Source organism: Kordiimonas sp. SCSIO 12610 (assembly GCF_024398015.1).
Lineage (GTDB): Bacteria > Pseudomonadota > Alphaproteobacteria > Sphingomonadales > Kordiimonadaceae > CANLMI01.
The window spans coordinates 3,050,744-3,065,006 of sequence record NZ_CP073747.1; the positions used below are offsets into that span (position 1 = coordinate 3,050,744).

Annotated in this window: 14 protein-coding genes and 1 riboswitch; of the genes, 4 read left to right on the forward strand and 10 right to left on the reverse strand. The window is 44.8% G+C overall.

Going from position 1 to position 14,263, the window contains the following annotated elements:
* Positions 1 to 26: 26 nt before the first annotated feature.
* Both gcvT and KFF44_RS14000 read right to left on the reverse strand, forming a co-directional pair.
* The gene (gene gcvT, locus KFF44_RS13995) at positions 27 to 1,160 is read right to left on the reverse strand and encodes a glycine cleavage system aminomethyltransferase GcvT (RefSeq protein WP_255935253.1); all 1,134 of its coding nucleotides are present in this window, start codon (positions 1,158 to 1,160) and stop codon (positions 27 to 29) included.
* Between the two features lie 149 nt (positions 1,161 to 1,309).
* Positions 1,310 to 1,395, reverse strand: a riboswitch (glycine riboswitch).
* Between the two features lie 112 nt (positions 1,396 to 1,507).
* Complete coding sequence (locus KFF44_RS14000) at positions 1,508 to 2,014, reverse strand: hypothetical protein (protein ID WP_255935255.1); 507 nt, start codon at positions 2,012 to 2,014, stop codon at positions 1,508 to 1,510.
* Positions 2,015 to 2,267: 253 nt separating this feature from the next.
* Here KFF44_RS14000 and ispH point away from each other — a divergent pair, with 253 nt between their 5' ends.
* Genes ispH through rnhA form a run of 3 tightly spaced genes read left to right on the forward strand, consistent with a single transcriptional unit; the run spans position 2,268 to position 4,677 of the window.
* Positions 2,268 to 3,218 (forward strand): 4-hydroxy-3-methylbut-2-enyl diphosphate reductase, encoded by a 951-nt coding sequence (gene ispH / locus KFF44_RS14005; RefSeq protein ID WP_255935256.1) that lies wholly within the window; start codon positions 2,268 to 2,270, stop codon positions 3,216 to 3,218.
* On the forward strand, positions 3,218 to 4,192 hold the full coding sequence (gene thrB, locus KFF44_RS14010) for a homoserine kinase (RefSeq protein WP_255935257.1): 975 nt from the start codon (positions 3,218 to 3,220) through the stop codon (positions 4,190 to 4,192). Before ispH ends, thrB begins: the two co-directional genes overlap by 1 nt.
* 53 nt (positions 4,193 to 4,245) lie before the next feature.
* On the forward strand, positions 4,246 to 4,677 hold the full coding sequence (rnhA, locus tag KFF44_RS14015; protein WP_255935258.1) for a ribonuclease HI: 432 nt from the start codon (positions 4,246 to 4,248) through the stop codon (positions 4,675 to 4,677).
* A 57-nt stretch (positions 4,678 to 4,734) separates the two neighbouring features.
* Here rnhA and KFF44_RS14020 read toward each other — a convergent pair whose 3' ends face one another.
* The 6 genes from KFF44_RS14020 to KFF44_RS14045 all read right to left on the reverse strand — a co-directional run bounded on the left by KFF44_RS14020 (position 4,735) and on the right by KFF44_RS14045 (position 10,822).
* Positions 4,735 to 6,411: a M28 family metallopeptidase gene (locus KFF44_RS14020; protein WP_255935259.1), complete on the reverse strand. Its 1,677-nt coding sequence runs from the start codon at positions 6,409 to 6,411 to the stop codon at positions 4,735 to 4,737.
* A gap of 153 nt (positions 6,412 to 6,564) precedes the next feature.
* Entirely contained in the window at positions 6,565 to 7,848 is a 1,284-nt protein-coding gene (locus KFF44_RS14025) for a DsbA family protein (protein ID WP_255935260.1), read from the reverse strand.
* 28 nt (positions 7,849 to 7,876) lie between these two features.
* Positions 7,877 to 8,335: an NfeD family protein gene (locus KFF44_RS14030; RefSeq protein WP_255935261.1), complete on the reverse strand. Its 459-nt coding sequence runs from the start codon at positions 8,333 to 8,335 to the stop codon at positions 7,877 to 7,879.
* 4 nt (positions 8,336 to 8,339) lie between these two features.
* Positions 8,340 to 9,299 carry an SPFH domain-containing protein gene (locus KFF44_RS14035; protein WP_255935262.1) on the reverse strand — a complete coding sequence of 320 codons (960 nt, stop codon included), beginning with the start codon at positions 9,297 to 9,299 and terminating at the stop codon, positions 8,340 to 8,342.
* Positions 9,300 to 9,420: 121 nt separating this feature from the next.
* The gene (locus tag KFF44_RS14040) at positions 9,421 to 9,903 is read right to left on the reverse strand and encodes a peroxiredoxin (RefSeq protein WP_255935264.1); all 483 of its coding nucleotides are present in this window, start codon (positions 9,901 to 9,903) and stop codon (positions 9,421 to 9,423) included.
* A 103-nt stretch (positions 9,904 to 10,006) separates the two neighbouring features.
* Positions 10,007 to 10,822 (reverse strand): protein-disulfide reductase DsbD domain-containing protein, encoded by an 816-nt coding sequence (locus tag KFF44_RS14045; protein WP_255935266.1) that lies wholly within the window; start codon positions 10,820 to 10,822, stop codon positions 10,007 to 10,009.
* Between the two features lie 171 nt (positions 10,823 to 10,993).
* Here KFF44_RS14045 and KFF44_RS14050 point away from each other — a divergent pair, with 171 nt between their 5' ends.
* Entirely contained in the window at positions 10,994 to 11,560 is a 567-nt protein-coding gene (locus tag KFF44_RS14050) for a YqgE/AlgH family protein (protein ID WP_255935268.1), read from the forward strand.
* A 34-nt stretch (positions 11,561 to 11,594) separates the two neighbouring features.
* Here the strand turns inward: KFF44_RS14050 and KFF44_RS14055 are convergent, their stop codons facing one another.
* Together KFF44_RS14055 and thrC are read right to left on the reverse strand one after the other, a co-directional pair.
* Positions 11,595 to 12,836, reverse strand: coding sequence for a pitrilysin family protein (locus KFF44_RS14055; RefSeq protein ID WP_255935269.1), 1,242 nt, complete (start codon positions 12,834 to 12,836; stop codon positions 11,595 to 11,597).
* Positions 12,837 to 12,872: 36 nt separating this feature from the next.
* The gene (gene thrC / locus KFF44_RS14060; RefSeq protein ID WP_255935270.1) at positions 12,873 to 14,261 is read right to left on the reverse strand and encodes a threonine synthase; all 1,389 of its coding nucleotides are present in this window, start codon (positions 14,259 to 14,261) and stop codon (positions 12,873 to 12,875) included.
* Positions 14,262 to 14,263: the final 2 nt, after the last annotated feature.

Sequence of the window (14,263 nt, forward strand, 5' to 3'; positions counted from 1 at the left end):
TCCTCATCCTTCCCAATGAAAATCGATTAAACTGTTTTACGTTTATAGCGTTGCGGCACAAACGGAGTGCCGGCCACTTTCGCCGCAAGTGATTTGCCGCGAACCAATAAATATATTTCTGTACCGTTTTCGGCGAAAGCCGTCGGCACATATCCCATCGCAACAGGTGCACCAAGAGTTGGTCCAAAACCACCAGAGGTCACCTTGCCTATTTCATTACCATCTACATCAGCAATCACTGTACCCTCACGCGCAGGGGCCCGCCCCTCAGGTAAAATGCCAACGCGCACATTATCTGCACCATTGGATAGTTCACTTAAAATGCGCTCACTTCCTACAAAATCACCAGCTTCACGGCGTTTTTTACCAAGTGCAAAAGTCACAGAAGCCCCAACTGGAGTGATCGAGCCATCGAAATCATGTCCTGACAGACACAAACCAGCCTCAAGGCGCAGACTATCGCGAGCACCGAGGCCAATAAGCTCTACATCTTCGTCTTTCAAAAGACGCTTTGCAAACGCATCAGCTTCATCAGAGGGGACCGAAATTTCATATCCATCCTCACCTGTGTATCCAGAGCGTGAGACCCAGCATACAACACCTTCAAGTGTCACCATTGTAGCTTCCATAAAGGAAAGGTCTGCAACTTCAGGGGCCAATTTAGCCAAAACTGATTCTGCCTTAGGTCCTTGCAGCGCGATCAAAGCACGATCTTCCAGCGGTTCAAGAACAATCTGGTCACCCAGTTTTTCTTCCAATATGGTGTAGTCTTTTTCTTTAAAAGCCGCGTTTACAACAACATAAAGCGTGCCTTCAGGCTCGAAGGTTCTTGTGACCATTAAATCGTCTTCGATGCCACCTTCATCATTTAAAAGAAGCGTGTAGCGCATTTTACCAGGCTTAAGAACCTGAAGGGCACCGGGCATAATCTTTTCTATCGCCGCTGCGGGGTCACTGCCATCAGTAGAACGGATATAAGCTTGACCCATGTGAGAAACATCGAACAATCCGGCTGCATCACGTGTGTGCAGATGTTCTTTCATAATACCCAATGGATATTGAACCGGCATCGAGTATCCCGCGAAGGGTACCATTTTCCCACCATGTTCCACATGGAGATCATACAAAGGCGTTTTAAGTAAAGTTTGGTCTGCTGACATTGAAGTCTCCACGCACAGTTACAGTCAGCAATTGCCAACTTAATAAATTAATGCGCCTCCTCTGTCGTGGAACCTGAGAGATTTGACCGTGCACGCACGATTTACCCCGTCGGTGAGGAACAATTGCTCCTGCTTTCCAGAGCGTCACACGCAGCTTAGCGGTCCTTTTGCCTGAGAGTTTCCGAGGCGGTTGCTCCTTCGGCGTTGAAAAATCAATCTCTCCCGCAGCGCGTCTATACATATATGTATGTGTAACGGACTTTATTTGCTCGCGATAATAGGGATATGTTTCCGAGAGTCAATCAAGGAATCTTCGCCGAGAATAGATAAATAATTATTCTGGATAATTATCGTTGTAAGTTAAAAACAACGTCTTGTGGATCAATTTGAAAACCCAACAGAACTTCGTAATTATAACGGCGGGTTTGGTCAATCGTTGGGATAAATTGGCCCACAACCTCGCGACTCACTGCATAGCCATTTTCATCAAACACAAGCGTTGTTTCAAATATTTTCTTGGAAACAATCTGGCTATTATCCTTAAGAACAGCGACAAAATAAGGTAATGTCAGACTTCTGTTCTTAAGTGCAGGACCAGACTGAGCAGATATTTCAAATGAAGTTTGTCCAACAACGCTTGATCCTTCATCACAGTCGCTTTGAATTTGGTGGATCGAAGCCGTGAAAGCAACATCATCGGTTGTTTGCCCGCTACCTTCAAACTTTGTGAATGTTCCAAGGTCACCAACAACAGCAACTGCCGGGCACCTTGACACAATAACCTCCAGTGGGTTTCGATTGCACGCTGCAACAACCAGCAAAAGAACTGACAAAACAAACAAACGAATAGTCATTTAGAACCTTTCAATACCCACATTCAGGTTAACAGCTTTCAGCCATCCCGTAATCGCCGCGATCATACGAGCCGATGTACCAAAGAGCAAGCATTGAAACTAGTCAAATCATAATGGCAATTTCATGTCACCTAAACTGATCACTTTGATATTTAGTTACCAAATAGCTGAACATTTCTCATTCATATGCTTGACCGTCAGAAATTGCCCCGTTAGCAAAGGGAACTGGTAAATAAATTACACAGAGGCAAGCATGGCCAACGAACAGCCAATCAAAATACTACTCGCTAACCCACGAGGGTTTTGTGCAGGGGTAGACCGAGCGATCAAAATTGTTGAGTTATCCATCGAAAAGTTTGGTGCGCCCGTTTATGTACGTCATGAAATTGTGCACAATCGATACGTTGTTGAAGGTTTGGAAGCGAAAGGTGCTGTATTTGTGGACGAGCTTCATGAAGTACCGGAGGGGGCACCCGTTGTATTTTCGGCGCACGGAGTTCCAAAATCTGTACCTGCCGCTGCCGAGAAACGAAAAATGGTATACGTAGATGCCACTTGCCCGCTTGTTTCCAAAGTCCACCGCCAAGTTGAACGCCATCATGCATCCGGTAAACATATTCTTATGATCGGCCATGAAGGCCACCCAGAAGTCATTGGCACCATGGGTCAAGTTGATGACGGGGCCATGACCCTCGTTGAAACAGTAGCTGATGCCGAGAAATTAGAATTATCAGATACAACAAATTTATCTTTCGTCACGCAAACTACCTTATCTGTAGACGATACAAGCGAGATCGTTGAAACACTGGAGCGTCGCTTCCCTGACATCACGTCACCAAAGAAAGAAGATATTTGCTACGCGACAACAAATAGGCAAACAGCGGTCAAAGCGATTGCAGAAAAGGCCGACAGGGTCATCGTAATAGGTGCACCCAACTCATCCAACAGCATGCGTCTCGTTGAAGTTTCTGAAAAAATGGGCTGTAGTGCCCGCCTTGTGCAGCGGGCGAAAGATCTGGATTGGAATTGGTTATCGGGCGGAACCACAATTGGGATAAGCGCTGGTGCCAGCGCACCAGAAATACTGGTAAGCGAAGTTATAGACGCCATAAAATCCAAAGCCCCTGCATCTGTAGAGCTTGTGACCACCGCTGAAGAAGATGTTGTCTTTAAGGTACCTCCCATATTAAAGGATGTTTCCTAGTGGCAGTTTACACCCATATTGACGAACAACTTCTTTCGTCCTTTTTAGAACAATATTCAATCGGCACCCCCGTAAGCTTTAAAGGTATCGCTGAGGGAGTTGAAAACTCAAATTACTTTCTGGAAACTCAGAATAAAAACAATGAATTCAATCGGTATATTCTGACAATATACGAGAAGCGAGCAAACCCAGAAGATTTACCATACTTCCTAAACCTCATGGAGCATTTGGCAGAGCGGTCCATTCCATCGCCGCTTCCAATTTCTGATGTGAATGGCGAGGCTTTACAAACTTTGTCGGGAAAACCCGCCTGTATCATCAGTTTTCTTTCCGGTGTTAGTGTTGATTTTCCGAACACGGAGCAATGTGCGGCCTTGGGTGCAAACCTTGCCCAAATGCACGAGGCCTTATCAGATTTTGCAGAAGTCCGCCCAAATGACCTTTCGCTATATGGCTGGCATGAATTAGCAGAAAAAACGCTTGAGAACGCAGATAGTGTTTATACTGGTTTGTCAGAGCTGATTGAGGATGAACTTAAGTTTCTGACTGACCATTGGCCCAAAAATTTACCATCTGGCACAATTCACGCTGACCTGTTTCCCGATAATATACTTTTCACCGGAAACAAAATCACCGGTATTATCGACTTCTATTTTTCGTGCCATGATATGTTTGCCTATGACATCGCGGTCTGCATGAATTCGTGGTGTTTTGATGCGGATCATAAGTTTCTCCATACACATGCGAAGCGCCTTGTAGAAATGTATGATACTACGCGTAGTTTATCTGCCCAGGAAATGGATGCGCTGCCCATTTTATGCCGCGGTGCAGCACTAAGATTTCTGCTGACACGACTCTATGACTGGCTAAACCCGGTAGAGGGCGCTGTTGTAAGACCAAAAGATCCGAAAGATTATATTGAGCGACTTTTGTTCCACAGAAGTATCAGAGACACCGCCGACTATCTTGTTTAATTTTATACTGATTTAATTTTATACCGATTTAATTTTATACTGGGCAAATATCCATGATTGTAGAAATCTATACAGACGGCGCATGTTCAGGCAACCCGGGCCCTGGCGGCTGGGGCGCGTTACTAACATACGGTCAGCACACTAAGGAAATCCACGGCGGTGAAGCCGAAACCACAAATAACCGGATGGAATTAACGGCAGCGATCGAGGCACTTAACACCCTTAACAAGCCCTGTACCGTACATCTGCATACAGACAGCGTTTATGTAAAAGACGGTATTACAAAATGGATCGATGGTTGGAAACAACGTGGCTGGAAAACTGCAGCAAAGAAGCCAGTTAAAAATGTTGAGTTATGGCAGGCACTCGATGAAGCAACAAAGGGCCACACCATTGTTTGGAAATGGGTTAAAGGCCACGCGGGTATTCCAGGCAATGAAAAAGCTGATGAACTCGCGAACATTGGAATGGCTAAATATAAATAATAAGTTCTAAAAAAAGGGTGCAACATGGCACCCTTTCTTATTCATATTTTTCTTTGGTTATTTACCAAAGGTTTCGCCGAAAAAGTCACCTTCATTCCATGTTGGTGCCTTATCAGCATCGGCAATATCCTTCAAGATCAAATAGTTGATCAATCCAAATTTTGCACCTGCTTTATAGTTAATCGGTAGATCTGTTTGGTCACGAGGTGAGTGGTAACCACCGCCGCCAAGCCAGTTACGGAAAATATCACCGCCATTGTCACCGTCCGGCGTTACACCAAAACCAGTTGCAAGAAAGACTGCAGGGATACCTTGTTGCACGAATCGGTAATGATCGCTTCTTGTGAAAATACCTTGCTCTGGAATCGGATCATCAATCAATTTGATACCGATTTGCGCAGCTGCACGGTCAACAACTGCACCAAGCGAACTCCGGTGTGAACCAAATGCAATTACATCTACAAAATCATAGAGAAGAACAGGCATATCAACGTTCACGTTACCAATGATTTTATTTTGCGGAACTGTTGGATAGGTTGCGAAATATTCTGCACCCAATAGGCCTTTTTCTTCAGCCGTAACAGCAGCAAATATGATCGAGCGCTTAGGGCGAACACCGCTGTTCACATAGGCACGCGCAACTTCCATCATAATTGATGTACCCGAGGCATTATCAAGTGCACCGTTATTAATTTTGTCGTCACCCGGTGCATTAGGATTAATTCCAATATGATCCAAGTGAGCTGACATCACTACATATTCTGACTTCAATCTCGGGTCAGAACCTTCTAGTATCCCGACGACGTTAGGGCTTGTAAATTCTTCACTAAGCGTACTTTCGCGGCTCATGGAAACGCTTGATTTGAGCGCTAAGCTTTTAGCTTTACCATCTTTAAAGGCCTGAAGTGTATCTTCAAAAGTTGTTCCTGAACCAACAAACAGCTTCTCTGCTGAAGCCTGGCTGATTGTCGCTGTCATACCGATTTGAGGACCATTATCCGCGCCTTCAGGTAACACCCAATCATAGCGCTCACGACCTAAGAATCGTTTAAAACGTGAAAAGTCTGGACGATTTTCACCGCTTGCAGAACTTACAGTCAGAACCCCTTTGGCACCGAGTTTAGCAAGCGCCCGTGCTTTCGTAGCAGAAGAACCATAATGCGCTCTGATTTCTGTATGGAAACTTGTTGGTGCGCCATTGAAGATCAAGACGACTTTGCCGCTAACGTCAAGGCCCGCAAGATCATCATGTCCTAATTCTGGGGCCTGAATACCATAGCCTGCGAAAATAACCTCACCAGCTGCTTCACCAGATGGGCTTTTCACACTTCCACCAACGAAGAAATCATCGCCAGCCGTTAGAACCGTTTCTCCGTCAGCATTACGGATCGAGATTTTTGCACTCTCAATATCCAATTTTGCCTTTTGAAAGGGGACTTCCTGGAAATATGTACCATCTTCACCACCCGGCTTAAGGCCCAATTGCTTGAATGTAGCAGCAACATAATTAGCAGCGATACGATACCCACGACTACCCGTATCACGACCTTCCAAAGCATCATCAGCTAAAAATTCCAAGTCGGCTTTAATACGTTCCTGACTAAATACCGGCAAGCTATTGCCCTCAGAAGTTGACGGTGCTTCAGCACTATATGTGTTTGCGCATGCTCCCAACATGAACAAACTTGTGAGTACAGCCCCTGCTTGAGCACTACCCAATAAAGATTTTTTCATTTTCATTCTCTTTCGATATAAAACAGATTCAAAAGACCCAAGATTAAATCTCTGTCCAAATCACCAACAACCTAAACGAATGTCAGTATTTCGCAACAGCTGTGCGGTGTACCGTCTGTCCAGTCCGATAAACTGTTCGTTACGCATCATAATTTACTGCTGTTTAAGGGCTTCCAGCACCGCCCACATCCTGTCCTGCCCCCATAGAACAGTGTTACCAACTCTAAAGGTTGGAACCCCCCAACTCCCACTCATTAGCATGTCCCGTTGGTTTGTTTCCGCTATCCGCATCCAATCTTCTTCAGGGAGAGCATGGCTGAGCCAATCACTTGACAAACTGGCATTTTTAAGAATTTCCTTTAGGCCATCGTCGCTTGTACCATCAATACCTTGCGACCAAACCCCCCGCGTAAAGGCCGTAAAAAACTCTAATCCATACCCTTCTTTTATAGTAGCAAACCCAAGTGCCATCGCGCGCTTTGTCGCCAAACCCAAAGGGTCATTGATCTTACCAAAGCGGATACCTTCGACGCGGGCTTCACGCGCTACATCATTTAAAATATATCGGCCTTTTGCGCTGGGCACTTTCATGCCGCGCATTAACATCGGAAGAACGGGTTTCAATCGAATAGAGACGCCAGCTTCAGCCGCTAGTTCTTGTGCATATTCAAGACCAAGATAACTATATGGACTGCGAACAGAAAAAAATAACTCAATAGAACGCCCAGCGATTGACTTATGAAGATTACGAATTTCGTGACGCCATAATCGCTGAAGTTCAAAATGAACCTCGCCGTCACCACATCCTTCATCATTCAAGCGACGCTCTAAATGATCCAGTCGGTCTAATCCAAAATAAAATTCTCCACCATAATATAATGTTGCGCTTGCGTAATGACCCAGCTTTCTGAGAAGTTGCTCGTTCTTGGTTAGCTTGTCATTTGTTAAATCAGCAGATTTGGTCAGTTCCTGTACATCAACCAGATTTCGTTGCCACAGAGCTTCACCAATTTCTTCAGCAATACCAAAAAAATTATCGTTATCTTCGACTGAAGCTAAAAATCGATGCGCCATACCAACAGCCAAGCGATCAGGAACCGTTGCATTATAGGGAAAACCAGCACCATACAGCCGCGCAAGCCTACTGGCATCAAGAATGCTATAGGCTTCAAAACGGGCCGGATCGGGATACATATCGGCAGGTAATCTCTCAACGACCTTCGGTATAACTTTTACACCAAATCGCTTAGAGAACTCAGGCAGAACCTGAACCATTAGCTGGCAATAAGGATCATCTACTCTGTGAAAATATATTACTTCACGCGGACGCCTGGTTAAACGCCGCCCAGTCTCAAATAACAATCTTTCGAGCTTTATCTTTCTTTCACTCGTTAGCCACTGAGCGGCTTTCATTTTTATCAGGCTTTCAAAGCCCATGTGCCCCTGCTCCCAAATTATGAAGGAGCTACTCTATGGGTACCACCTTCATCACTGTTCCTTCGATATCATGCACTTTAACTTTAGCACCCACCGGGGCATCAGCGCCTTCTGCAAGCCATCTTGAATCCCCTACATTAATGTGCCCACGTCCATTTTCAATGGCATTTACCACGATGTAGGTTTTTCCTATATGATTTTGACCATGGCGGTTAACACCATTGTCCTCTTGCATTTCCTTATTGGCATAAAAATATCTATGCGCCAGAAAGACCAATAGAACAGAAATCGAGGTAAATGCTATCCCTTGCAGTTCAAATTCAAAACCGGGAATTAACCAAACTAGGGCACCGGTTGCCAGCGAAGCTAAGCCAATCCATAGCATATAAATCCCAGGAACGAGCATTTCACCAATTAGAAGCGCTACCCCTACAGAAAGCCAAAGCCAATCTGCATTTGCATTCATCCATATAATAATTTCATCCATATCATTACTCCGCGTTAGGAATACCGCTTCCGCTTCTACGTCCAGGGACTGAATTTCCGTTTGTTTCCTTGAACATTTCAGCAATACCGCCAATAGAACCAATTAGGCCAGATGCTTCCATCGGCATAAAGATAACCTTCTCATTAGGGGAACGGGCAAAATCAGACATCGCTTCCACATATTTTTGTGCGACAAAGTAATTGATTGCTTGCTGGTCACCGCTAGCGATCGCATCGGATACCATTTGTGTTGCCTTCGCCTCAGCCTCAGCCTCTCGCTCACGGGCCTCCGCATCTTTAAAGGCGGCTTCACGACGTCCTTCAGCTTCAAGCACTGTCGCGCGCTTTTCACCCTCTGCACGCAAAATTTCTGATTCGCGCTCACCCTCAGCTTCGAGGATAGAAGCACGCTTATCACGTTCTGCCTTCATTTGGCGCGCCATCGCATCAACAATATCGCGCGGCGGTGTGATATCCTTAATCTCAATACGGGTAATTTTTACGCCCCAAGGCTGCGTTGCGACGTCAACGACATTCATCAAACGCCCGTTAATATCGTCCCGCTTCGACAAAAGCTCGTCCAAATCCATCGACCCCATAACTGTTCTGAGGTTAGTCATTGTGAGGTTAAGAATAGCAAGTGTCAGATTGCTAACTTCGTAGGCCGCGTGGGTTGTATCCATAACCTGAAAAAATACAACGCCGTCCGCAGCAACCATCGCGTTATCTTTGGTGATTACTTCTTGTGTCGGAATATCGAGCACTTGCTCCATGATATTCATTTTGTGGCCAATACGGTCAAAAAATGGAATAATTATATGAAGCCCAGGTAACAAAAGCTTTCTGAATTTACCAAATCGTTCAACCGTATACTCGTAGCCCTGCGGCACGGTCACGACACCGAAAAAAACAATTATTGCCCCAAAAACAATCACTAACCCTACAAGAACGGTCGTAATATCCATTATGCATTCCCCTTTATTGATCGATAAATGAAATCAGTATTACTTATATGGGGATAAAATCGATAAAAAAAAGGGGCAACAAAGCTGCCCCTTTCGTAAAATACTGAAATATATATGCTTTTTATAGCTGTCCAAGCATATATTCTGCACTTGAAACATTAAAGGCGCCTGGTTCTTCAACGTTCAAGTGGCTAACAACACCGTTATCAACAATCATAGAAAAACGCTGGCTTCTGATGCCCATTCCAAAACCAGAAAAATCAGCATCTAACCCAAGTGCTTTTGCAAAAGCCGCATTACCATCCGCAAGCATCGTAACTTTGCCAGAAGCGCTCGCGCTCTCGCCCCACGCATGCATCACAAATACATCATTCACAGAAAAACACGCGATTTCATCGATACCTTTTGCTTTAAGGTCATTAGCTTGTTCAACAAACCCAGGCAGGTGCTTAGCTGAACATGTCGGCGTAAAAGCGCCTGGCACAGAAAAGATTGCAACTTTCCGGCCTGCAAAATAGTCTGCCGTAGCTAATGGGGCCGGTCCGTCGGCCGTCATTGTTGTTAAGTCCATTGCTGGAATTTGATCACCAACTTTAATCGCCATATAGTCCTCCTATGAGCTTTGTATAAGGATATCAATTTACCCTTATACTGACACAGGGGAATTTAGATCATTATCTTTGAGATACAAGTATCAAAGCACCTGATCACGAAGATGTATCGACCGTGCGGTCAATCGCATTACCTTTTCCGTCAGAGAGAGTAAAACGTAGGGTCTCGCCTTTGATATCTAGGCTTTTATTCATTGTCATGATTGGCAATACAAACCTGGCCTTGGTCCCATCTGAAACCAGTTTCACACTTGGGACGCCAAACTCATATGGGCCGGTCCCTTCTGCTAACAAATCCGCTTTCGAAAGAGCCTGATCTGCTTCAACATCAACCACCAATCGCTGATGACCGATTTTGCCAGTTATCCTTACATTATTGATCTTGAGGCCTGCTTTGTCATTTTTGGAAGGGACTTTATCCATCCAGCTTTTGATGCGGCCATCATGAATGCTCAAACTCGATAATTCATCGTTGATTTCATAATGACTATCAAAAGGAACACAAATATCCTTACAGACCATAAAGCTTGCATCAACGACCAGGCCTTCATTCAATTCAGACCGTGAAACAAAAAATGGCAAAAGAATACGATCTTTATATCCATACGTAGTGAGGCCAAATAATTCAAACCGTTCCGGAAGTGGATATTGAATTTCTTTTTCGCTGTCGCCAACACGGACCCGAACTGGCAACCCAGCCTCGCCAGGGGAACGCCAATAAGTTTTCCATCCAGGTGCCAAATCAGCTTCCCATGCAACGAGAACCTGATCACTTTCGGTGTTATCCGATGCCGTAATAATTCGTGTGCGAAGCATATCATTATGTTGTTGCCATTCGCTATCGCTGGCAAACCCACTAGCGGATATGATCGCTCCAATTACAACCGAAACTATGACTAACAACAATCGCATGAAAAACTCCGTTAATTTCATTCCTAGCTATCAGATGCGCAGCTTGAAATCTATCCACCTTTTCTCACAAAGGCGTAAAACAAGTGTTACTGTTGCGAAAGAGTGCATGACGCAGATCATTGCACATGGAAGTGATACGCGATAAGGTTCTTGAGTTAGTAAGGAAGCAGTATGACAAGTTCACTTTATTTAGACGGCAAAATCCTCCTTGCCATGCCAAATATGGCCGATACACGCTTTGACAGAAGTGTAATTTATATTTGTTCGCATGACGAATCAGGGGCAATGGGCATCGTTATTAATAATGGCTTTGACAATCTGACCTTTAGTGACTTACTTGATCAGCTTGATATCGATGTAGACGACGCTGATATTCCCGATTTGGTGATGCACAGTGGCGGCCCAGTAGAGCCTGGCCGTGGATTTGTTTTGCATTCTGCTGACTATGTACAAGAGTCAACTCTTGTCGTCAGCGAGCATTTAGCATTAACGGCAACGGTAGACATCCTTAGGGCCATTGCACACGGCGTCGGTCCGCATAACCATCTACTAGCACTTGGGTACGCCGGTTGGGGGCCAGGGCAATTGGAAAAAGAGATTCAAGACAATGCATGGCTAACAGCTGAAGCCGATGACAAGATTATTTTCAATACAGAATTAGATCAAAAATGGCCGCGGACTATGGCCATGCTCGGTATCAATATTTCCATGTTATCCAGTGACGCAGGACACGCTTAGCAACGCGGAAATTAAACGCCGCTTACAATCTGTTTTATGCCGCTTTTAAGGATTGGACCTGTTCATCGCCAACTGCAGCAAGTGATATATTATCAGAATTCGCAAGTGATGTCGCAATTGCCTTAACACTTTTGAGGGATACAGCCTCAACATTGCTGATCATCTCTTCAGTTGAAATAATACGATCAAATAACAAAACCTGTCGCCCTAATTGCTCCATACGGCTTGTGGTCGATTCAAGGGCCATCATCAATCCAGCCTTAAGCTGGGCAGCCGCAATTTTAATTTCATCTTCGGAAAAATTATCCGCGATCATCGCCATTTCATTTTTGATAACCGGGATCACCTGTGACGCAAGTTCCGGGCTTGTCCCCGCATAAATACCGAAAATCCCCGTTTCTTTGTGACTTCCTGTAAAGCTATAGACAGAATAGGCTAAACCACGTTTTTCGCGTATTTCCTGAAACAATCTAGAAGACATGCCTCCACCAAGAACCGTTGAGTAGATTTGCATCGGATAATAATCATCATGCTCAAACGCACACCCTTTCCACCCAAGGGTTAGATGTATCTGCTCTAGTGTGCGGGCTTCTGTGATACGACCACCAGTGTATTTTGCAGAGACAGCCTGTTTTGACACACCAGTTGGCGCATTCTCAAACTTACGCGCCACAAGTTCAATAAGCGCATCATGATCAAAATTGCCAACAACCGAGACAACCATATTACTGGTTATATAATTTTCACGCATATATTGACGCAAAATATCGGACCGAAATGACCTGATTGTATCAGTAGTGCCCAATATACTGCGACCAAGCGCTTGCTCGGAAAATGCAGCAGCCTGCAAATGATCGAAAACGATATCGTCGGGTGTATCGATAGCTTGCCCTAGCTCCTGAAGAATAACATCCTTCTCACGCTCTAATTCCTGCTCGTCAAACGTGCTATTAAGCAGAATATCTGAGAGCAAGTCTACTGCCAAAGGGACATCGTCCTTTAAAACACGCGCATAATATGTGGTGTTATCCCGTGTTGTATAAGCATTTAAATGGCCGCCTACGGCTTCGATCTCAAAGGCGATATCCCTCGCCGATCGATTTTCAGTCCCTTTAAAGAACATATGCTCCAGGCAGTGCGTAATACCATTAACCGTCTTATCTTCATTACGTGCACCAACGTTCACCCAAACACCGATAGATGCGGTTTCCAAATTCAAACGTTGTTCTGCGACAATGCGCAAACCATTATCAAGGGTCGTAATTTTAACGGTCAATCGTTTAACCTTTGCTTATACTTTCAAGAACTTGAGCTATGCTACATTGATCAATCTTTGTAGCATGTCCTTATCATTATCGAGCGAAATATAATGCTCTTTCCGCTCGAACAAGTCTGCCATATGGCCAGGCAACTCAGGTGTAACACCAATTGCCTGTTCGCATGCACTACTGAATTTTGCGGGATGCGCCGTAGCAAGCGTAATACATGGCTTGGCATTTAACGATGCACATTCCCGCGCGGCCTTTAAGCCAATTGCCGAATGCGGATCAAGAATATACCCAGATCGTTCATACACTGTGCGTATTGTCTCCAGCGTGGCGGCATCATCTACTTTGAATGCATCAAAACTACTGTGCAGACGCGCCAATTCGTCGCCGGATAAAGTAAAACCGTTTTCAGACTGTAGTTCTGACATATAAGATGCAACCTGATGAGGATTACGGTCTGCAAGATCGAAAATAAGGCGTTCAAAGTTACTGGATATCTGGATGTCCATACTTGGTGACAATGTCGCGTTAACACCATTTTGATGGTAAGCGCCTGTTTTTAGTGCACGCACTAAAATATCATTACTATTGGTCGCAATAATCAAACGGTTGATAGGAAGCCCCATTTTCTTTGCGATATAGCCCGCGAAAATATCACCAAAATTGCCAGTAGGAACACTGAAAGACACCATTCTGTCCGGCGCGCCAACACTAAGAGCAGACGTAAAATAATAAACAATCTGAGCCATAACACGCGCCCAGTTAATCGAATTTACGGCTGTTAGGTTAACGGCATCTCTAAATTCCAAATCATTAAAACATGCTTTAACGAGGGCCTGACAATCATCAAAGGTGCCATCAAGAGCAATATTGGTGACATTGTCCTCATTGATTGTTGTCATTTGGCGTCGCTGCACATCTGACACGCGACCTTTGGGATGCAACATGAAAATACGAACATTGTCCCGGCCTCGGCACGCTTCAATTGCTGCCGATCCAGTATCACCCGAGGTCGCCCCTAAAATCGTGATTTTTTTATCGGAACCATTGGTAAAATAGTCAAAGAAACGGCCTAACAACTGGAGAGCAAAGTCTTTGAAAGCTAAGGTTGGTCCTTGAAATAATTCGAGTAGCCATTCATTTGGCCCCATCTGTATCATTGGAGCCGTTGCATCATGGCGAAAACTACTGCCGTATGTATCATGCAACATCGCCTTTAGATCATCATCCGCAACACAGCCGCCTACAAACGGCTTTATCACTTCAAACGCTACTTCAGGATAAGATTTCCCCTGTAGTGACCGAATTTTGTCTTCTGAAAATTCAGGAATAGTTTCGGGGATATACAAACCGCCATCACGCGCAAGGCCCGTTAACGTAACGCCCTTAAAATCAAGAATTTCGGCTTTGCCGCGGGTAGATATATATTTCACTT